This is a genomic window from Janthinobacterium sp. YR213 (assembly GCF_900099875.1).
Classification (GTDB): domain Bacteria; phylum Pseudomonadota; class Gammaproteobacteria; order Burkholderiales; family Burkholderiaceae_D; genus Janthinobacterium; species Janthinobacterium lividum.
Window position 1 is genome coordinate 208,997 of sequence record NZ_FNDA01000004.1, and the last position, 18,962, is coordinate 227,958.

Sequence of the window (18,962 nt, forward strand, 5' to 3'; positions counted from 1 at the left end):
TGTTCAAGCCAGCTGGACTGCATGGATTGGTTATTTCCATATGCGCAATCGGTATGAGCTAATGCGCTTTTTAGCTTGTTATTTTGCATTGCGGCATGTAGAGTAAAGCCCTCCTTTTTTATTCTTCTTGAGCGGAAACTTCACTCTTATGGCTTTAATCGTCCACAAATATGGCGGTACGTCGATGGGCTCGACTGACCGTATCAAGAATGTCGCCAAGCGCGTTGCCAAGTGGCACGACGCTGGGCATCAAATCGTGGTGGTGCCATCCGCCATGTCGGGCGAAACCAACCGCCTGATTGGACTGGCCAAGGAAATCATGGATCAACCCGATCCCCGTGAACTTGACATGATCGCCTCGACAGGCGAACAAGTGTCCGTCGGCCTATTGTCGATGGCACTGCTGGCGATCGGCAAACAAGCCGTATCCTATGCTGGCTGGCAAGTCGCGATCAAGACCGATTCCGCCTTTACCAAGGCACGCATCCAGTCGATCGATGACGAAAAAGTCAAACGCGACCTCGATGCGGGCAAGATTGTCATCATTACCGGTTTCCAGGGCGTCGACGAACACGACAACATCGCGACCCTGGGTCGCGGCGGTTCCGACACCTCGGCCGTGGCGATCGCCGCCGCCATGAAGGCGGCCGAATGCCTGATCTTCACGGACGTCGACGGCGTTTACACGACCGACCCGCGCGTGGTCTCCGAGGCGCGCCGCCTGAAGACCATCACCTTTGAAGAAATGCTGGAACTGGCTTCGCTGGGTTCCAAAGTGCTGCAAACGCGTTCGGTGGAATTTGCCGGCAACTACCGCGTGCCCACGCGCGTGCTGTCGTCGCTGACCGACCCGATGTTGCCGCTGGAAATAGAAGCCAATTCAGGCACCCTGATTTCGTTTGAGGAAGATACAAACATGGAACAAGCAGTCATCTCCGGCATCGCCTTCAACCGCGATGAAGCCAAAATCACCGTGCTCGGCGTGCCCGACCGCCCAGGCGTGGCGTACCACATCCTGGGACCGGTGGCGGACGCGAACATCGAAGTCGACATGATCATACAGAATCAGTCGGTCGACGGTAAAACGGACTTTACCTTCACCGTCTCGCGCGGCGAATACGCGCGCGCGCTGGCCGTGCTGGAAGCGAACCGCGAATCGCTGGGCGCGGCCAGCATCACGGGCGACGCGAAAGTGTCGAAACTGTCCGTCGTCGGCGTGGGCATGCGCAGCCATGTTGGCGTCGCATCGCAAATGTTCCGCACCCTGTCGGAAGAGGGCATCAACATCATGATGATCTCCACCTCCGAGATCAAGATCTCCGTGCTGATCGATGAAAAGTACATGGAACTGGCCGTGCGCGCGCTGCATAAAGCGTTCGAGCTGGAAAAAGCTTAAATATCCAAAAATATTGCCCCACGCCCTTGACCAAAGGGGGGGCAATCGATATTATGACGTTCGTCGCTGCAGCGCAGTTAGCTACAGAGACATAGTTGAGTAATCAGCTAGGAGACGTGGCCGAGTGGCCGAAGGCACATCCCTGCTAAGGATGCATACGGCTTATACCTGTATCGTGGGTTCGAATCCCACCGTCTCCGCCAGAATCAAATAAAAAAGCCTCCCCTGCGGGAGGCTTTTTTATTTGTCTGGACGGAACGGTGGGATTCGAAGGGCTGGGCCGTGCCGGCCCAGCCCTCTCCGAATCGCCCAACCACCGCGCTCCGCGCGGCACGTTGGCCGCTGCGCGGCCAACGCCGTCCCCCATCTCAGGCTTCAGCAGCCAGCTCCCCCGTCGGCCCCAGTTACCTCAGCAATAAAAACAACAAGTGACTTAGTGTGAGTATTGACTCTTTGTCATTATGCATAATAGCAATGTTACTAATAAAAAATACGCATGCCCAGCCATGCTTCCATTGCCGAGTCCAATCAAGGAGTTGTCATGTCCAATCGCCTTCCCCGCAGCTGCCTGTCGCTGTGCCTGGCCGCCATGCCGTTCGCCTGCGGTGCCGCCCTCGCCGCAGAAACCACGGTGAATATGAATCTCGACCTGAACCTGAAGTCCGTGCCCAAACTCGAACTGCGCCTGCTGCAGGAGCCGCCGAAACTGAAGGCCCGCGCCAGGCCCGCCAACCGCGCGGCGAGCAAGCGCGACGAGTACGAGAAAGCGTACGACCTGTACATCCGCTACGCCAACGGCAGCATCTATAACCCGACCACGGCCAAGCATGACAAGGTGCGCCTGCGCTCCTACCAGCAGACGAGCGGCTTGGCGCTCGATGGACGCGACGAGAATGCGGCCACCTTCATGGCGCCCACCGTCGTGATGGCGCCGGGGCAGACCGTGCGCTTCAGGCTGTACAACCAGTTGCCGGCGCTGCCGGCCGAGCAGTGCGCGACGGACGATATCAATGCGCCGCGTCCGCCTGGCTGCTTCAACGACACCAATCTGCACTCGCATGGCCTGTGGGTCTCGCCTTCGGGCAATAGCGACAATGTGCTGATATCGATCAAGCCTGAGGTGGATTTCGAGTACGAATACAATATTCCCATCGACCATCCGGCCGGCACGTTCTGGTATCACCCGCACCAGCATGGCGCGACGGCGATGCAGGTCGCCAGCGGCATGGCCGGCGCGCTGGTGGTCGAAGGCGACCGCTATCCGACCGACAAGGCAAATGGCGACCTCGACGTCGTGCTGAAGCAATTCCAGCCTGACGATGGCAGCGGCAGCGCCGGCGAAGTGATGCTGCTGCAGCAAATTCCCTATGACTGCCCCAGCAACAGCCTGACGCCGCTGAAGCCGTGCGACAAGGACGCGGTGGGCATGCTCGAGGATTTCAAGCAGGTCAAGGATCCCGATGCCTGGCTGATGTCGGGCCGCTATACCTCCGTCAACGGCAAGGTGCAGCCGGTGATGAAGATGGACACGCAGCGCCTGTACCGCTGGCGCCTGATCGATACGGGCTTCCAGGCTTCCGTGGTGCTGCGCATCCGCCGTGCCAATGATCCGCAAAAGCTGTTGCAGGCGCTCGGCGTGGCCAACCAGGACAAGGACGTGATGGAATTGTGCGATGGCGAGGACGTCACGCAATTCGAAGTGGCCAGCGACGGCCTGACGCACGACAGGATCATACCCAAGACCCTCAATTACCTGCAGCCGGGCTACCGCAGCGACATCCTGTTTTCGCTGCCGAAGGCCGGCGCATATTGCGTGTATGCGGAAACCAACCTCAATAACATGACGACGATGCATGACGTCAACAACACGCGCCTGATCAGCGTGATCACGGCCAAGACCAGCGCCAAGGCTGCCGCGCGTGCCAGGGCGGGCGAGTCGCCGCGCGATTTCCTGCTGGCCGAGTTGCGCAATGCCGTCAAGCGCCTGCCCGTTGCGCAGTTGCCCGACAGCGTCAAGGGCACCATCCTTGGCGATCTGGAGAATGGTCTCAAGCTTGCCAAGTTCGTCCCGCATGCGGGCTTCAGCGCAGAAGCAAAGGACGCGATGCGCGGCAAGAAGAAGGAGTATGCGACCTTCAATATTGCCAAGTTGGACGGCAAGACCCGCTTCATGGTGGAAGGCAAGCCGGAAGACTCGCCGATACCCGAGCTGAAGAATGTCTATGATCCGCACCGCATCGACCACACGCTGGTGCTGGGCACCGAGCAGATCTGGGAGCTGGCGTCAAAGAATGGCAGCCACCCCTTCCATATCCACGTCAACCCCTTCCAGATCATCGGCATCACCCGTACCGACGGCGGCGCGATCGATGCGCAATACAAGGATCTGCTCGGCACGTGGAAAGACACCTTGCTGGTGATCCCCAATCACAAGATCGAGATCGCCACGCGTTACCAGCGCTACATCGGCGAATACGTGCTGCATTGCCACATCCTCGAGCATGAAGACCAGGGCATGATGCAGAACGTCAAGGTGGTACTGCCGGATGGCAAGGGTGGCGGCGACATGGGCGGACATGGACACGGACACTGACCGTTCCTGGCGGGAGCGTGCCCGGCGCGCTTCCGCCCCTCCCAACCTGCTTCTGGAGCAACTGCCCATGTTACGCATGAAAACTTCACTCCTTCCCATCCTGGCCGGCCTGCTGTGCGCAGGCGTCTGCACCGGGGCGCAAGCGCAGGCGGCTGTATCTTGCCGCCCGGAACTGCTGGCCCAGGCGGAGCCGGGTGGCGCGCGCGTCGTGCGCTACCGCAAGAATATCGATGAACTGACCCCGGCCGAGCTTGACGCCTTCAAGCATGCGGTGAGCGAAATGAAACGCAAGAGCCAGGAAAACGTGTACGACCGGCGCGGCTTCCTGTGGCAAGCGTGGGTGCATAACTGCACTTCCGTCGACGTCTTCAATGACCGCCAGGCGGCCTTGCCAGGCGACAGGCTGAAGCAGTTGCTGGGCGATCCCACGCGCAACAGCTGCGACATTGCCTATTTTCTCGACAAGGTGGCGACCGAGGACAATGCCCACGAGGAATTCCCCGGCGAGTGCGAACACCAGAAAAACACCTTCCTGCAATGGCACCGGGCGCAGCTGTATTTCTATGAGCAAGCCTTGCAGGCGGCCGACCCGAACGGCGACCGGGGACCCAGCACGCGCAATGTCGCGCTGCCGTACTGGAACTTCACCCGCAAGCCTTCCGGCGTGCGCTACCCGAAAGCCTTCGAGGACGTCGATTCGCCGCTGTACGACGCCACGCGCAAGAAGGAGGGGCTCGACAGCTCGCTGGCCACGGCTTCGCCCAACTTGCTGGCCTACCAGATCTACTACATGGATTGGGCCGATTTCGGCGGCGACGAATACGGCAGCTTGGGCGGCGGCAACCTGGAAACAAAAATCCATAATCACATGCACGCGACCTATATGGGCGGCAACATGGGCGACAACGTCACGGCCGGCCTCGATCCGCTGTTTTATGCCTTCCATAACTTCCTCGACTACAGTTTCGAGAAGTGGCTCGACGAGCATGGCGATGCCGGCATACGCGGCAGCGGGCGCACGGCGTTCATGCGCAGCGAGCAGGACGCCAGCCTGTCCCGGCCCGTCGGCTGGAGCGCAGGCAGCGGCGATGCCCAGCGCGGTGATTCGGGCGACTACACGGCCAACATGGGCCAGGCGAACCTGTACTTCGACACGATCCGGCAGGGCTATGGCTTCCAGCCGCGCTATGGCGGCGAGTTTGCCCGCAAGAAGGATATCCAGGTCCTGATCGACCGCCACCAGCAGGCGGGTTTCGTGTTTGGAGACAACCAGAAAAGCCTGTTCGCCGCCTTGCTCAGCGACGATGCGGCCGATGGCGCGGTTGCCAGGCCAGACCTGACCGTCACGGGGGCCTACAAGATCCCGGCGCGGCGGGTCGCCAGCGACAAGCGGGCCAACATGGTGCTGGACCGCGCCCATGCGGACGAAGACTACAGTTTTCAGGCCGATATCTACCTGTATCCGGCCAACGTGGCCGCGCGCATCGGCGACAAGTCGTTCCGCGACCGCTACCTGGTGACCAGCACCAGCCACTGGGCCTTGTCCGGCCATCACCAGCATGACAAGTATGTCATCGAAACGGATATCACCGGCATCGTCGACAGCCTGGTTCCCAAAAAGCGCAGGCAGGCCTGGCGCATCACGGCGGCCATCACCACCAATGACAAGGGCCGCGGCCTGATACGGCAAGGCGATTTTTCCACGCCCGTGATCCAGCTTGTCGACCGGCGCAAACCTGCCGAACCCACGTATGAGGAGAGCAAGCCATGAGCGAACAAACCAGCTTCAAGCGCGATGTGCAGGGCCTGTTTTCCCGCTATGTGGCCGACATGAACAAGGTCAAGCTGTCGAACCCGGATTCGACGGGCGTGCAGCGGCTGTATCTGAACGACTATGCGAGCGTGAAGGCGTTTGCGTGGCAGATCCAGGTGGCCATCCACGGTTACGACTATGACAGCCGCAAGGAAAAATGGCTGGTGGAGGCCGGGCACCGCTTGCGCGCGCCGGGAGGGCGGGAAGGCGAGTATGTCAAGTCCGCGCCGCACCCGATGCCGCCCGACGGCCCGATGCCGCAGGAAGGCATCGATATCTTCGACCAGTGGGTCAGGGACGGCATGCAGCCGTGATGCGTTGGCCAACCGGCACAGACACCCTTGATGATCAGGAGTTCAGCATGGCATACACAGGTTTGAGAATTCACCCGGCCATCGGCATCGCCCGCGTCGGCAACAGCGAAGAATACTATCTGGGCCCGGAAAGCCAGGCCGGCATGCCGCTCGATGGCCAGGATGGCACGGGCGGCTTGCCGATCCGGCCCGGCACGGAAGACACGGTAATCGCCAGCACCGAATTGCGCGACGCCAGCGGAAAACTCAAGCGGCAGGCGGCCCGCTTCCGCATTTACCAGTATGCGTTCGACGCGGCGGACGGCGTGGAAAGCTACCCGCTGGGCCGGCGGGGCGCGGCGGCCGAAGTGGCCATCGGCAGCATGGTCGACGGCAAGATCGTCAAGGACATCGTCTGGACCGTGCACCTGGCCAACAAGAAAGCCAATAGCTGGGAGGGCGGGGACGGCGTGGCGCCCTTCCAAAACAATGGTGCGCCAGCCCTGCGCAATCCGGCCTTCGGCGAGCCGGGCTCGCCGCACTTCGGCACGCCGGCCGACCCGCTGCGCCTGAAGCTGCTGGTCATCGACCCCGGACCGCGCAGCGTGCAGGCTTCGCGCCAGGGCGTGCAGCAGTTCGACACATCGACGACGCCGTCGTGCGCGGAGGCGGCCAGCGGCGCCGTGCGCAGCCTGCCCGACTACCCCGTGTCGTTCCCGCGCGGCGGGCAGCCTGGCGCGCCGGCGCAGGGTCCTGGCGCCATCATCGCGTCGCTGGGCGCCATCACGACGGAAAAGAATGGCCGATTGCTGGTGCTGGGCGGCTATGGCAAGGCATGCGGCTTCGACGCGCAAGGCAATTACTCGGCCGCCGCCATCCTGCACGACAATGTCAACAACGACAACTGGTTCGATGACGTGGCCGATGGTCCCGTCACGGCCATGCTGCTCTTCGCCGACGGCACGGCGCGCAGCGTCGAGGGCAGCGCCTGGGTGATATCGAGCGACCCGTCGTATGCGCCGCAAACGGCGAACGTCGTGTCGCTGTGGGACGACCTGTATTGCACCTGGCTGGAAAAAATGGCGCTGCGGCCCGCCGTGTATGCGGATGGCAGCTACCAGACGGGCTACCGGAGCAACTTCAGCACCGATGTCCAGCCCATCCTGCGCGCGGCCTCGCTGCAGCGCTGGACGACCAGCTTGCCGCCCAGGGCGATCAAGGAGCACGGCTTGCTGGGCAAGATGAAGGCGGCAGGCCTGACCTATCCGATCATGAATTTCATCCGCCATCCCGACCAGACGGGCGCGCCGTCGCTGAAGCCGCAAATGCCGCTGTCGCTAGGCGATGCGGGCAGCAGCCTGCTGACCCTGACCCGTGCCCAGTATTTTTTCATGGATCAATGGGCGCATGGCCAGTATGTTGCCGACAGCGGCGATTTCCTGCTGGGCGCGGGCGAAGCGCTAGACCGTACCGTCCTGTTCAACTGCCTGGGCGGCCGCTACAGCCCCGGCATCGAGATGGGTTTTATCGTGCGCGACCCCGGCCTGTACCGGCAGGCGTGGCGGCGCCATGATGGCGGCGGCCCGTTCCGCATCAATGCACAGCATCTCGATTACCCGGCCGCCGTCAGGGACCGGCCTTTCCTCGGCGCCGGCTATATGCCGCTGCGCGGCGGCGAGGTGCAGCCCGGCGACGTGTCGAAGTTCATGGCCTTGCCGTGGCATACCGATTACAACTCGTGCGCCACGCATCTGCCGGACCCGAATCCCGGCGGCACGGTGCGCAATAACCAGCAGGCGATCGATGCAGCCACGGCGATCAAGGGCAATGGCTACAATACCTTGCTGTACTCCTCCTGGCCGGCGCAGCGGCCCGTGGCCGTGTACACGTATGACGACGTCGTCGCCAACGGCGGCGAATTGGCGACGCCGCGCTACTCCGTGCGCGGCAAGGGCACGCGGGCCGATGAAGTGCCATCGACCACCCCGGAGAATGCGGAAATCGACCGGCCCGCCATGCATGTGGGCCGCTACCAGGACCGCGCGCAGTTCCTGCTGAACTGGCACCGCATCGGCGTGGTCGTGCAAAGCACGGCGATTGCGCGCAAGGCGGGCGAGAAGGCCATCTGCAAGGATTACTACCTGGAAGTCGAGAGCCTGTTCGACAGCGATGAAAGCAACCTGGTCGAGTATTGGCGCAACACGGCCATCGACAAGGTGTACCGGCCGAAGCCGCAGCCGAAACCGAAGCCCTGATGGCGGCGGTAACAGACAGTCCCGGCGCGGTAGCGCCATCGCGGCAGCACTACCGGGTCGCCATCATCGGCGGCGGCCCGGCCGGCTGCGCCTGCGCGCTGGCGCTGGCGCAGCATGGCGTGCACGACGTGCTCGTGATCGAGGCGGGCGACTACGCGCAATTTCGCATCGGCGAGAGCATTCCGCCCGAAGCCAACCGCCTGTTCCAGGCGCTGGACATTGCGCAGGAATTTTTCGCCGAAGCGCATGCGCCTTGCCATGGCAGCTGTTCCTGGTGGGGCAGCGACAAGCGCGGCTACAACGACGCGCTGCTACATCCGCTGGGCCACGGCTGGCACCTGGAGCGGTCCCGCTTCAATGGCTTCCTGGCGCGCCAGGCGCGCCTGCGCGGGGCGGAAGTGCTGCTGCGCGCCAGCCTGGCCGCGTCGGCCCCGGCGCAAGGCGGCGGCTTTGCCCTGGAATTGATGCTGGGCGATCCGGCGCACCCGCGCCCGGCTACCATCCATGCCGATCTGGTGGTCGACGCCAGCGGCACGCGCGCCGTCTTCGCGCGTCAGCGCGGCAGCCGCAAGGTGGAAACGCTGCCGCTGGTCTGCCTGGCCATGCGCTTCGCCGCGCCCGATGGTCCCCGTTCCGGCCTGACGCACCTGGAAGCCGTCGAACATGGCTGGTGGTATGGCGCCCACCTGCCCGACGCCACCTTGCTGCTGGCGTTCTACAGCGATGCGGCCACCGTCAAGGCGCGGCGCCTGCAGCTTGCCGGACACTGGCTGGCATGGCTGGCGGCCGCGCCCAATACGGCCGCGCTGGCCCGCGGCGCGGTGCCGCTGGCAGGCAGCGTGCAGAGTTTTCCCGCGCCGTCCTACTGCCTCGACCAACTGCATGGCGACGGCTGGCTGGCCATCGGCGACGCCGCTTCGGCCTACGATCCTGTCACCTCGCAAGGCATCGTCAAGGCGCTGGCCAACGGCATGGCGGCCGCTGGCGCCATCGCCGGCCACGCCAGCCTGGGCGCGGTGGCGCACACGGTAGCGCAGCGCCATGCGCAGTACCTGGCGCAGCGCCAGCAGTATTACGGCTGGGAGCAGCGCTGGCCCGCTGCGCCGTTCTGGCGCTGCTTGCATGCCGGCGCGCAGGTGCCGGCCTGAACAACCGTCATGGCGCGCGGGCCGCTGCAGTGGAAAACGTTTCCAGACAGGTTTCGCCAGTGACAGGATCGACGATGGCATACATGCCTGGAAAGGGATGGGTGACGGCGGCGATGGCTGTCATGCTTTGGCGCCGATTCCCTGTATCCGGCAGAATGCCGCCAGGTCGGCCGGATAGAAGGGCGCGTCGCGATAGCTGTCGTCGTCGATACCGAGCACGCAGGTGATGGCGGCCGCTTCCCACGACCAGTAGCCCCAGAACGACGTATCGCGCTGGTGGCTGTCGTAATAGGGTTCGCGGCGGCTGGCGTCATACCATTGCCGCAGGTAATCCTGCATCAGCGCGGGACGCGCATCTTTTTCTGCCGCGAATATCTTGAGTGTGTTGATGTAGGGCAGGTGGCGCGTGCATGCGGGCCAGGCGCTATCCCTGCCGGCGACGAAGCAGGCCAGCAGCCGTTCCAGCAAGCCATCCTTTTCATGGTTGTTGAAATCGATGACCGGCGCCAGCTTGGGCAGCAAACTGCCCCAGCCGAGCAGAATGCCGAGGCAGACCATGCAGTTGACTTGTTCATACGCATCGCCGGGCAGGGCGAAGTGGGGAAATCCCTGTTCGGCCTCGCAGGCCTGAGCGTCAAATATCATGTCATACCGGGCAAAGGCCAGCCAGTAGCCGAGTATCGTGGGATACGACGCGCGCAACTCGTCGAGCGGGTGGCCGGCGCTGTAGGCGAGGGCGAGCTGGTCGATCCCATCCCAGGCCCGCTGGCGCGTAGCCGTCATGAGGTTTTCTGGTGGAATATTTCGCAGCACTTCTTCCGGCTGTTGCAAGCCGGCTTCCACCATGTCGTAGCCCTCGTCCTGGCTTTCCTTGCTTTCAAGATAGATGGCATATGACAGCCGCGGTTCCCTGCGCCTGGCCAGAAAATCCTGTTCGTCCAGCGTTTGCATTCTTGTTCCTTGTTCCAGGCCGGGCATCCGCATCTGGAGCGCATCCGGATACAAATGGTATGGTGAAGGTACGGTAGCTCAATGATTTGTTTGCAAGATTACACCTTAGAAAGAGTGATCGAAGAAGCGTGATTCAATTGAATCGTGTGCCAGAAAGAAATATACAAAATAGCTACTATGAGCGACAAGATGGCGCGCCCTGGGTATTTGTCGGCTGCCATCGTCTTCCACATGAACCGGAGCAAGCATGAGTATGATGAAATGCGCGATGCAATGCGCGGCCGCCGCAGCCCTGTGTGGCGCCCTGTCGCCCGCCATGGCGGCATCCACGCCGGCCGCCCCCCCGTTTCTTGACGTGCTCGTCTATCAGTACGCCAATTGCGTCAAACCTTCCTACCATCAGGCTGACCTGCTGGTGCAGAACGGGACGGGGCGTTACCAGATCGACGTCAAGGGCGAGTCGTACACGGTCGAACTGCAGCAACGCATGGGTTTTTCGCTGCAGGCGGGCATTGACGGTCCCGTGGCGGCTGTCGTCAAGCTGGACCGGCCTCCAGAGGGGCAGTTCGAGGAGCAGGCGCGCTGGCGCGAACGCTGGCTGCGCGATGTGGCCGAGCGCAGCGGCGTGGCGCTGGACGAGCGGACGCTTGCGGGCGGCGCGCGCATTCTGACCGTCAACAAGGGCGAGATCAAGGGCAACTACGTGGGGCAGTCCCTGCTGATCGATCCGGTACGGTTGTTGTTCATCGATATGGCGTGGCCGAACACGCTGGGAATCTATCGCGGCCCTGACGGCCTGCGGCAGGTGCGGCAGGTGCAGGACGACGTATGGCAGCGCCTGCTGTCTTGTTCACCGGCTGCGTGACGCTGGCGGCCACCCGATACCCCTACTGCGCGCACGCGCATAGACAAATAATAATGATTCTCATTTATAATGCGGCTCAATGGGGTGGCGATGGGCCGGCGCCATGGCGCCATGCATGGTGAGGGAGGGCATGATGGGCAGTATGTACGGCAATGAGGATTTGATCGCGCATGAGCATCGCGTGCTGATGGGCGAGTATGGGAGGGCGCAGGCCCGCTGCAGTGCGCAGCTGGCCGCGCAGGCAGCGCGCATCGCGCAGCTGGAATCGGAATTGATGCGCGCGCGGGCGCAGGTCGTGATCCGCGATACCAAGCTGGCGCTGGCGCGCGACGAATTGGCCGAACTGGCGGCCGCGGCACCGGGCCTGCCCACGCGGGCACGGCTGGCGCGCAAGGTCGAGTGGCTCGGTGAGCGCGTGCAGGACCTGATGCGTGAATTGCTGCGCCTGCAGTGGGTGCCGTCGCCCGCCTTGCAGGCCGACGTGCGCGAAAAGGCCGTGCTATATGTGGGCCACTATTCAAGTCTGGAGCCGGGCCAGGATGCGGGTGGCGCCAACGCGGCGCAACTAGCCATCGAGCAGGCCGGCGGGCGCTTCCTGCATCACGCGGGCGGCGATGATGGCGCCGACGATGCGGCGGCGCTGGAAGCGGGCCTGGTGGCGGCCGACCTGGTGATTTGCCAGACGGGCTGCGTCAGCCACGACGCCTACTGGCGCGTGCATGACCACTGCAAGCGCACGGGCAAGCAGTGCGTGCTGGTCGACCAGCCGCAAGCCATGCATTTCGTGCGCAAGGAAGCGCTGGCTGCTTCTTAACGCCCGCTTAATCCGCATGGGCCACAATGGCCGTCCCCCGACGTTCCTGAAAGCGCCCATGCTGTCCCTGCAAATCGGTCCCCTGGCCCTGCCCACGGGCCTCGTCCTGCTGTTCGTTTTCCTGTGCGTCGCCTACGGCGTGGCGGGCTGGCTGCGGCGCTATCGCCAGTTGCCGGATGCCGGCCCCCTCGTTTCCGACATGCTGATTGCAGGCCTGCTGGCGGCGCGGCTGGCATTCGTCTTGCGCTGGCATGAGCAGTATTTCAGCTCCCCCTCGGCGGCGCCCTGGTCCATCATCAATATCCGCGATGGCGGTTTCATGGCGCCGGCCGGCATCGCGGCTGCCCTGGCCATCGTCGCGTGGCGCTGCCGGCGTCCCGCCATGGCGGCCATGCGCCGTCCCCTGGCCATCAGCGTCGCGTCCGGCGCGCTGGCCTGGGGCGTGCTGAGTGCAGGGCTCTCGCTGGCCTACGACAAGCCGGCGGCCTTGCCGGCCGTGGCGCTGCGGGCTATCGGTGGCGCGCCGGTGACCCTGGCGGCGCTGGCCGGCGGCAAACCCATGGTGGTTAACCTGTGGGCCAGCTGGTGTCCGCCATGCCGGCGCGAGATGCCCGTGCTGGCTGCCGCGCAGCAGGCGCGCGCCGATATCGTCTTTGTGTATGCGAACCAGCGCGAGGATGCGGCGGCGGCCAGCGCTTTCCTGGACAGGAGCGGTGTAACCCTGCGCAATGTGGTGCTCGACAGCGAGGCGGCGCTGGGCAAGGCGGCCGGCTCCTCGGCCCTGCCCACCACCCTGTTTTATGATGCGCAGGGGCGACTGGTCGATACGCATCTGGGCGAATTATCCGATGCCTCGCTGGCCAGCAAGCTGCAGAAGATCGCCCCCGCGCCCTGACGCGGACACGCCTTCTTGACGGAGCCGCCATCGTTCGCGCGATGCGCGGCTTTTTTTGCGCCTGGCCATTGCCGTAGCGGTTTCTGATAGTATACCCCCCTATAGTATTTATCGAGGTGAAATCATGGGACACACGGCGCACAACAAGACTAAGTTGCTTAATCGCGTCAAGCGCATCCGCGGCCAGGTGGAGGGCCTGGAGCGGGGCCTGGAAGAGGGGCGCGACTGCGGCGAAGTGCTGCAGCTGATCGCCGCCGTGCGCGGCGCCGTGAACGGCCTGATGGCCGAAGTGATCGAAGAGCACTTGCGCGAGCATGTGGCCAGTCCCGATATCTCCGGCGACGAACGGACCAGGGGCGCCGACGACATCGCGGGCATCCTGCGCACCTACCTCAAATAAGGAGAATGCCATGAAAGCGCAATCCCTCGGCGAAGACCTCTCCGCCTGGCAGCACGAACACGTTTTTGACAGCAGCAATGGCAGGGCCGAACGCCGCGCGCGCATCGTCATGTGGATCACCCTGGCCACCATGGCGCTGGAAATCGTCGCCGGCTGGTGGTACAACTCCATGGCCTTGCTGGCCGATGGCTGGCATATGAGTTCGCACGCGCTGGCCATCGGCCTGGCCGCGTTTGCGTATGCGGCCGCGCGCCGCTATGCGCGCGACCCGCGCTTTGCCTTCGGCACGTGGAAGATCGAAGTGCTGGCCGGCTACACCAGCGCCATCCTGCTGCTGGGCGTGGCCGTGCTGATGGTGGCCGCTTCCGTCGAACGCCTGTTCTCGCCGCAGCCCATCCACTATCCGCAGGCGATGGCCGTGGCGGCCTTCGGCCTGGTGGTCAACCTCGTGTGCGCGCTGATCCTCGGCGGGCACCATGACCATCACCATGGTCACGGCCACGACGAGCATGACCATCACGGTCACCACCATGGCGAAGACCTGAACATGAAGGCCGCCTACATCCACGTGCTGGCCGATGCCGCCACGTCCGTGCTGGCCATCCTTGCGCTGGGCGGCGCGTGGGCTTACGGCTGGAGCTGGCTCGATCCCGTGATGGGCATCGCGGGCGCCGTGCTGGTGGCGCTGTGGGCGAAAAAACTGATGCAGGAGACGGGCAAGGTCTTGCTGGACCGCGAAATGGACCATCCGGTGGTGGATGAAATCCGCGAGGCGGTGGAAGTGGAAAGCGCCGGCGACACGCCGCGCATCGTTGACCTGCACGTGTGGCGGGTCGGCAAGCAGCTGTATTCGTGCGCCTTGTCCGTCGTCAGCCGCGATCCCGCGCTGACAGGCGCCGAGCTGCGCGCGCGCATCGGCATCCACGAGGAAATTGTCCACAGCACCATCGAGATTATTCGCCGTCCTTGACAATGATGGCGAAAAAAGCGCGCTGATGCGGGGCGTAGGCACTATACTGTCGGCTTTTACAGCACGCGCTGTTCACCAGACAGAGAATAAAATGAGCACATTACCACCATGCCCGCAATGCAAGTCCGAATTCACGTACGAAGATGGCAGCCAGTTGATCTGCCCTGAATGCGCGCATGAATGGTCGGCCACGGCTGGCGAAGCGGCGGAAGAGGGCGCTCGCGTGTACCGCGATGCGGCCGGCAATATCCTGCAGGACGGCGACACGGTCAGCGTCATCAAGGACTTGAAACTGAAGGGCGGCGGCGGTGTCGTCAAGATGGGCACCAAGGTCAAGAACATCCGCCTGGTCGACAGCGACCACGATATCGACTGCAAGATCGACGGCTTCGGTTCCATGAGCCTGAAAACCGAGTTCGTGAAAAAAGTCTAAGCTCCTCCTTGCCATCCGCGGCGCGCCTCGCATTCCTGCCGGCGCGCCGTTTTTTATTTCAGACGCCATGCAAATCGACCATCTCCGCCAGCGCCTGCGCGCCCTGGGCGCCAAGCCCCTGCATGAACAGCGCGTGCTGCGCGACTGGATACAGGGCCAGCCGCACGACCAGGGCCGGCGCCGCGCCGAGGATTTTTTGCCGCTGCCCGTGCGCGAGGCCTTGCCTGCGCTCGATCTCGAGCTGCAGGGCATGCTGAAATTGCTCAGCACCCATCCGGGCGCTGACGGTTCGGCGCGCCTGCTGGTGGGACTGCACGATGGCCAGACGGTGGAAAGCGTGCTGCTGCCGCGCGATGGCTTGTGCGTGTCCAGCCAGGTCGGTTGCGCCATCGGCTGCCAGTTCTGCATGACGGGCCGCGATGGCTTGATACGGCAAGTGAGCAGCGGAGAAATTGTCGCGCAGGTGGTGCTGGCGCGCACCCTGCGCCCCGTGAAAAAAGTCGTCTTCATGGGCATGGGCGAGCCGGCGCATAACCTGAACAATGTGATGGAAGCGATCGAGCTGCTGGGCACCGAGGGCAATATCGGCCACAAGAACCTCGTGTTTTCCACCGTGGGCGACCCGCGCGCCTTCGAGCGCCTGCCGCAAGGTCGCGTCAAGCCGGCGCTGGCCCTGTCGCTGCACACCACCAAGCCGGAGCTGCGCGAACAGTTGCTGCCGCGCGCGCCCAGGCTGTCACCGCGCGAACTGGTGGACTTCGGCGAGTCGTATGCGCGCCTGACCGGCTACCCGGTGCAGTATCAGTGGACACTGATGGAAGGGATCAACGATGGCCAGGACGAGATGGATGGCATCGTCGCACTCCTGCAGGGGAAATATGCGGTGCTGAACATGATCCCGTATAACACCATCGACGACTTGCCGTTCAAGCGCCCCAGCTGGGAAAAGGCGCGCGCCATTGCCGCCGGCCTGCACGCGCGCGGCGTGCTGACCAAATTGCGCGATTCGGCCGGGCAGGACGTGGAAGGCGGCTGCGGACAGTTAAGGGCGCGTGAAGCGAAGGGCAAGGTCATTCCCATCCGCGCCAGCGTGACGGCGTAGGTCGGATTAGCGGAGCGTAATCCGACATTCGCACTCGGCTCACACCCCACCCAGCAAATCGTTTTCATTCAAGATCGCAAACGCGATCTCGGGATGCGCGGCCAGGCAGCGGCGCACGGCGGCCGGAATGGCGGCGCGCGTCTTGCGGCACAGGCCGGGCCGCTCCAGCAGGCGGATCTGGAAGCCGCGCACGGTGCGCACTTCGCCGCTGCCCGGTGCAATCTGCAAGTCCACGCCCAGGTTGCTTTTCAGCAGTAGTTGCAGCTTCTGCAACTGTGCATGGGTGGCGATGCCCTCGATGTGCGCCAGCAGGCGCTTTTCTTCCGTCAGGTTCAGGCGCAGGATGGCAAGGTCCGCCTGCGCATCGTCGAGCAGGCGCTCGCGTTCGCAATCGCACAACTGCGGCGGGCACTCCTTGCGGATTTCAAAATCGACGATGCGCATGCTGGTGTTCCAGTGACGTTCCAATGGCGATTCCGGATAAAGCAAGTATCGTCCGCCGCCTGGCGCATGTCAATCAGCGCGGGCTGACGATCAGGCGCCAGAGGATCTGCCCCTGCCCGTTGCTGTGCTGGTGGTGTTGCGGCGGCATGGCGTGGCCTTCCGTCGAGATGAGGTGGGCGCGCCCCATTCCGGCACACAATCGTGCGTGGCCTTGACCGCGTGTCTTGGCGTGTGCGCCGCCATGTGTTGTAATGTTGATCATCCCGACTGAACACGCAAGGCCATGAGAACCCGCATCAAGATCTGCTGCATCGCTTCCATCGACGAAGCGCAACTGGCCATTGCCGCCGGCGCCGACGCGCTGGGCCTGGTGGCGGCCATGCCATCCGGCCCCGGCCCGATTCCCGACGCGCGCATCGCGCAGATCGCCGCCTGGACGCCGCCGCCCGTGGCCACGTTCCTGCTGACGTCCGAGACGACGGCGCCAGCCATCGCCGAACACGTGCGCGCCACGCAGCCGTCCACCGTGCAGATCGTCAGCCATATCGACCCCGGCGAAGTGGCGCAGCTGGCGCGCTTGCTGCCGCACGTGCGGCGCGTGCAGGTGATCCACGTGGAGGGGCCCGAGGCTTTGGCGCTGATCCCCGCCTATGCGCCCCACGTCCATGCGTTTTTGCTCGATTCCGGCCGTCCCGGCGCTGCCGTGCCTGAACTGGGCGGTACGGGCCGCACGCATGACTGGTCCGTCAGCGCGCGCTTCGTGCGCGCCAGTCCCCGTCCCGTCTTCCTGGCAGGCGGGCTGGACGACACCAACGTAGCCGATGCGCTGCGCCAGGTGCGCCCCTACGGCATCGACCTGTGCTCGCGCGTGCGCACGGATGGCAAGCTCGATGTCATGAAACTGGCCTTGCTGATGGCGGCCGTGCGCGACGTGGATGCGGCGCTGTATGCGGAGGGTTAATCCGCCGCTGCCAGCGCATTCATCTCGCGCACGAACGCCTCCGTAAACGCGGCCACCATGCCGCTGGCGGCGCGCGGCGAGATCAGGCCGACGACGGAATGCGATTCCTCGTCCGGCAGCGCAATAAAACGCACGCCGGGCGGCGCCACCAGGCGCATGCTGTCCGGGACGATGGCGATGCCCATATTGGCTTCGATCAGGTTCAGCTGCGATGTCTTGCGCGACAGGGCGCGCGCCGCCTTGGGGAAAAAGCCCTGCGCCAGGCACAGGCCCGCCACCAGGTAGCTCAGGCCTCCGCGGTCCTTGTGCGGGATCGAGACGAAGGCTTCGTCGCGCAATGCCGCGATGGTCGTGCGCTCCAGCGCGGCCAGCGGCGACGTCGCTGACACGGCCACCACCAGCTTTTCTGTAAACAGCTCGCGCACGACGATGTTGGCATGCTTGCGCAGAGTGGGCAGGCGCACCAGGCCCAGGTCGGCGCGGCCTTCCTCGATGTCGGCGGCCTGGTTTTCCGACGATCCTTTCGATACATCGAGCGAAACGCCGGGAAATTGCGCCAGCAGGCGGTTCAGCACCGCGCCGATGGCGGGCGTGAGGGTGACGGAGCTCGAATGCAGCAGGCGGACGATGCCTTGCGCCCCTTGTCCCACGTGGCGCGTCTGGCGCACGGTTTCGTCGATGTCTTCGAGGATGCGTTTGGCCCGCTCATAAAAGACCTGTCCCGCGGGCGTCAGTTCGATATGGCGCGCGTCGCGCGTGAGCAGCAGGGCCTGTACTTCACCTTCCAGCTCCTTGATTTGCCGGCTCAGGGCCGACTGCGCGATGTACAGCTTTTCCGCCGCGCGCGAGTAGCTGCCCGCATCGACGACTTCGACAAAATAGCGGAACTGTCTGATGGAAATCAATCGTATGCCTTTTCGAGATCGGAGACTGCCTGATTTGATATTAGCCTGGCCCCGGTGTTCGCGTTACAGTGGGCTGGTCTGCTGTCACTGCAAAGGAAAGACCATGCTGGAATTGATCGGGGTGCTGGGATTGCTCGTCAGTATTATCGTAAAACTGATTTTCGTCCAGATCGGCGGAGCTGGCAAAGGGAAGGAAGATTAATATGCCAGGGTCGCCACATGCGGCGCCGGCAACGCAAAGGCGTGCAAGCGGCAAGCCGGTGCCACCCCGTTCCACTCCTCCAGTGGCAAGCCCGCACGCTTGAGCGCCGCCTCGCGCGCCGTCCACGCCTGCGCCAGGGTCAATGGGCGCTGATCGGCGGGGCAGGCGCTCAGTTCACCAGCCACCTGCGGCCCCAGATAGTCGCGCGCCAGCTCAAACCAGTCGGGAATCTCCTGCACCCGCATCACGTCGATGCCGACAGGGCCATGCAGGCCGATGGCGGCCAGCGAGATTCCCTCGTCATGGCTGAACGACAGGCTGGCCGTGCTTCCGGCCAGCAGCAAGCGGGGAGGGGTGCCCGGCGTTGATGCCACCGAAATCGCCCCGATACTGACATCCAGCCAGCGGGCCGCCGCCTCGCGCACGGCGGCGCGGATGCGCCACCGGGCTTCGGCGCGCGGCAGCACGGCGGCGATGCGGATCACCAGCACGCCGTCTCTTGAGAAGAGCACCTTATCATCC

18 protein-coding genes and 1 tRNA gene are annotated in these 18,962 nt (G+C 63.9%); 15 read left to right on the forward strand and 4 right to left on the reverse strand.

Annotation, left to right across the window (positions count from 1 at the left end):
* Nucleotides 1-148 precede the first annotated feature (148 nt).
* The 7 genes from BLT98_RS18610 to BLT98_RS18640 all read left to right on the forward strand — a co-directional run bounded on the left by BLT98_RS18610 (nt 149) and on the right by BLT98_RS18640 (nt 9,498).
* The gene (locus BLT98_RS18610; RefSeq protein ID WP_034784049.1) at nt 149-1,396 is read left to right on the forward strand and encodes an aspartate kinase; all 1,248 of its coding nucleotides are present in this window, start codon (nt 149-151) and stop codon (nt 1,394-1,396) included.
* 110 nt (nt 1,397-1,506) lie between these two features.
* Nucleotides 1,507-1,599: transfer RNA gene (locus BLT98_RS18615), tRNA-Ser, on the forward strand.
* A 338-nt stretch (nt 1,600-1,937) separates the two neighbouring features.
* Nucleotides 1,938-3,989 (forward strand): multicopper oxidase family protein, encoded by a 2,052-nt coding sequence (locus BLT98_RS18620; protein ID WP_170846424.1) that lies wholly within the window; start codon nt 1,938-1,940, stop codon nt 3,987-3,989.
* Nucleotides 3,990-4,065: 76 nt separating this feature from the next.
* A complete protein-coding gene (locus BLT98_RS18625; protein WP_170846425.1) occupies nt 4,066-5,760 on the forward strand; it encodes a tyrosinase family protein in 1,695 nt (564 codons plus the stop codon).
* Nucleotides 5,757-6,116: a hypothetical protein gene (locus tag BLT98_RS18630; protein ID WP_034784052.1), complete on the forward strand. Its 360-nt coding sequence runs from the start codon at nt 5,757-5,759 to the stop codon at nt 6,114-6,116. The genes BLT98_RS18625 and BLT98_RS18630 overlap by 4 nt, the downstream gene beginning before the upstream one ends.
* A gap of 47 nt (nt 6,117-6,163) precedes the next feature.
* Complete coding sequence (locus BLT98_RS18635) at nt 6,164-8,350, forward strand: LodA/GoxA family CTQ-dependent oxidase (protein ID WP_092610309.1); 2,187 nt, start codon at nt 6,164-6,166, stop codon at nt 8,348-8,350.
* The gene (locus tag BLT98_RS18640; protein ID WP_139179322.1) at nt 8,350-9,498 is read left to right on the forward strand and encodes an FAD-dependent oxidoreductase; all 1,149 of its coding nucleotides are present in this window, start codon (nt 8,350-8,352) and stop codon (nt 9,496-9,498) included. Before BLT98_RS18635 ends, BLT98_RS18640 begins: the two co-directional genes overlap by 1 nt.
* A 120-nt stretch (nt 9,499-9,618) precedes the next feature.
* On the opposite strand, the gene BLT98_RS18645 is transcribed toward BLT98_RS18640, so the two are convergent.
* Nucleotides 9,619-10,449, reverse strand: a complete 831-nt coding sequence (locus BLT98_RS18645) for a PoNe immunity protein domain-containing protein (RefSeq protein ID WP_170846426.1) — start codon at nt 10,447-10,449, stop codon at nt 9,619-9,621.
* A 247-nt stretch (nt 10,450-10,696) separates the two neighbouring features.
* On the opposite strand from BLT98_RS18645, the gene BLT98_RS18650 reads away from it, so the two are divergent.
* The 7 genes from BLT98_RS18650 to BLT98_RS18680 all read left to right on the forward strand — a co-directional run bounded on the left by BLT98_RS18650 (nt 10,697) and on the right by BLT98_RS18680 (nt 15,928).
* Complete coding sequence (locus tag BLT98_RS18650; protein WP_139179326.1) at nt 10,697-11,314, forward strand: hypothetical protein; 618 nt, start codon at nt 10,697-10,699, stop codon at nt 11,312-11,314.
* 274 nt (nt 11,315-11,588) lie between these two features.
* A complete protein-coding gene (locus BLT98_RS18655) occupies nt 11,589-12,128 on the forward strand; it encodes a DUF2325 domain-containing protein (RefSeq protein ID WP_170846451.1) in 540 nt (179 codons plus the stop codon).
* A gap of 58 nt (nt 12,129-12,186) precedes the next feature.
* Entirely contained in the window at nt 12,187-13,023 is an 837-nt protein-coding gene (locus BLT98_RS18660; protein ID WP_092611085.1) for a TlpA disulfide reductase family protein, read from the forward strand.
* Between the two features lie 124 nt (nt 13,024-13,147).
* Nucleotides 13,148-13,423: a metal/formaldehyde-sensitive transcriptional repressor gene (locus BLT98_RS18665; RefSeq protein ID WP_092610321.1), complete on the forward strand. Its 276-nt coding sequence runs from the start codon at nt 13,148-13,150 to the stop codon at nt 13,421-13,423.
* A gap of 10 nt (nt 13,424-13,433) precedes the next feature.
* Complete coding sequence (dmeF, locus tag BLT98_RS18670; protein ID WP_092610324.1) at nt 13,434-14,393, forward strand: CDF family Co(II)/Ni(II) efflux transporter DmeF; 960 nt, start codon at nt 13,434-13,436, stop codon at nt 14,391-14,393.
* Nucleotides 14,394-14,484: 91 nt separating this feature from the next.
* A complete protein-coding gene (locus BLT98_RS18675; RefSeq protein ID WP_034784061.1) occupies nt 14,485-14,826 on the forward strand; it encodes a zinc ribbon domain-containing protein YjdM in 342 nt (113 codons plus the stop codon).
* Between the two features lie 67 nt (nt 14,827-14,893).
* A complete protein-coding gene (locus BLT98_RS18680) occupies nt 14,894-15,928 on the forward strand; it encodes an RNA methyltransferase (protein WP_092610327.1) in 1,035 nt (344 codons plus the stop codon).
* Between the two features lie 39 nt (nt 15,929-15,967).
* On the opposite strand, the gene BLT98_RS18685 is transcribed toward BLT98_RS18680, so the two are convergent.
* Nucleotides 15,968-16,372, reverse strand: coding sequence for a hypothetical protein (locus tag BLT98_RS18685; protein ID WP_092610330.1), 405 nt, complete (start codon nt 16,370-16,372; stop codon nt 15,968-15,970).
* A gap of 283 nt (nt 16,373-16,655) precedes the next feature.
* Here BLT98_RS18685 and BLT98_RS18690 point away from each other — a divergent pair, with 283 nt between their 5' ends.
* Entirely contained in the window at nt 16,656-17,333 is a 678-nt protein-coding gene (locus tag BLT98_RS18690; protein WP_092610333.1) for a phosphoribosylanthranilate isomerase, read from the forward strand.
* On the opposite strand, the gene BLT98_RS18695 is transcribed toward BLT98_RS18690, so the two are convergent.
* A complete protein-coding gene (locus tag BLT98_RS18695) occupies nt 17,330-18,238 on the reverse strand; it encodes a LysR family transcriptional regulator (RefSeq protein WP_034784063.1) in 909 nt (302 codons plus the stop codon). The genes BLT98_RS18690 and BLT98_RS18695 overlap by 4 nt on opposite strands.
* 198 nt (nt 18,239-18,436) lie before the next feature.
* Entirely contained in the window at nt 18,437-18,952 is a 516-nt protein-coding gene (locus BLT98_RS18700) for a 4'-phosphopantetheinyl transferase family protein (protein ID WP_170846427.1), read from the reverse strand.
* Nucleotides 18,953-18,962: the final 10 nt, after the last annotated feature.

Bases quoted from the DNA above. Each gene is read 5' to 3' on its own strand.
- BLT98_RS18680 (WP_092610327.1), top strand. From the start codon at position 14,894: ATGCAAATCGACCATCTCCGCCAGCGCCTGCGCGCCCTGGGCGCCAAG.
- BLT98_RS18665 (WP_092610321.1), top strand. From the start codon at position 13,148: ATGGGACACACGGCGCACAACAAGACTAAGTTGCTTAATCGCGTCAAG.
- BLT98_RS18620 (WP_170846424.1), top strand. From the start codon at position 1,938: ATGTCCAATCGCCTTCCCCGCAGCTGCCTGTCGCTGTGCCTGGCCGCC.
- BLT98_RS18610 (WP_034784049.1), top strand. From the start codon at position 149: ATGGCTTTAATCGTCCACAAATATGGCGGTACGTCGATGGGCTCGACT.
- BLT98_RS18660 (WP_092611085.1), top strand. From the start codon at position 12,187: ATGCTGTCCCTGCAAATCGGTCCCCTGGCCCTGCCCACGGGCCTCGTC.
- BLT98_RS18625 (WP_170846425.1), top strand. From the start codon at position 4,066: ATGAAAACTTCACTCCTTCCCATCCTGGCCGGCCTGCTGTGCGCAGGC.
- BLT98_RS18635 (WP_092610309.1), top strand. From the start codon at position 6,164: ATGGCATACACAGGTTTGAGAATTCACCCGGCCATCGGCATCGCCCGC.
- dmeF (WP_092610324.1), top strand. From the start codon at position 13,434: ATGAAAGCGCAATCCCTCGGCGAAGACCTCTCCGCCTGGCAGCACGAA.
- BLT98_RS18675 (WP_034784061.1), top strand. From the start codon at position 14,485: ATGAGCACATTACCACCATGCCCGCAATGCAAGTCCGAATTCACGTAC.
- BLT98_RS18630 (WP_034784052.1), top strand. From the start codon at position 5,757: ATGAGCGAACAAACCAGCTTCAAGCGCGATGTGCAGGGCCTGTTTTCC.
- BLT98_RS18690 (WP_092610333.1), top strand. From the start codon at position 16,656: ATGAGAACCCGCATCAAGATCTGCTGCATCGCTTCCATCGACGAAGCG.
- BLT98_RS18655 (WP_170846451.1), top strand. From the start codon at position 11,589: ATGCGCGCGCGGGCGCAGGTCGTGATCCGCGATACCAAGCTGGCGCTG.
- BLT98_RS18645 (WP_170846426.1), bottom strand. From the start codon at position 10,449: ATGCAAACGCTGGACGAACAGGATTTTCTGGCCAGGCGCAGGGAACCG.
- BLT98_RS18685 (WP_092610330.1), bottom strand. From the start codon at position 16,372: ATGCGCATCGTCGATTTTGAAATCCGCAAGGAGTGCCCGCCGCAGTTG.
- BLT98_RS18640 (WP_139179322.1), top strand. From the start codon at position 8,350: ATGGCGGCGGTAACAGACAGTCCCGGCGCGGTAGCGCCATCGCGGCAG.
- BLT98_RS18650 (WP_139179326.1), top strand. From the start codon at position 10,697: ATGAGTATGATGAAATGCGCGATGCAATGCGCGGCCGCCGCAGCCCTG.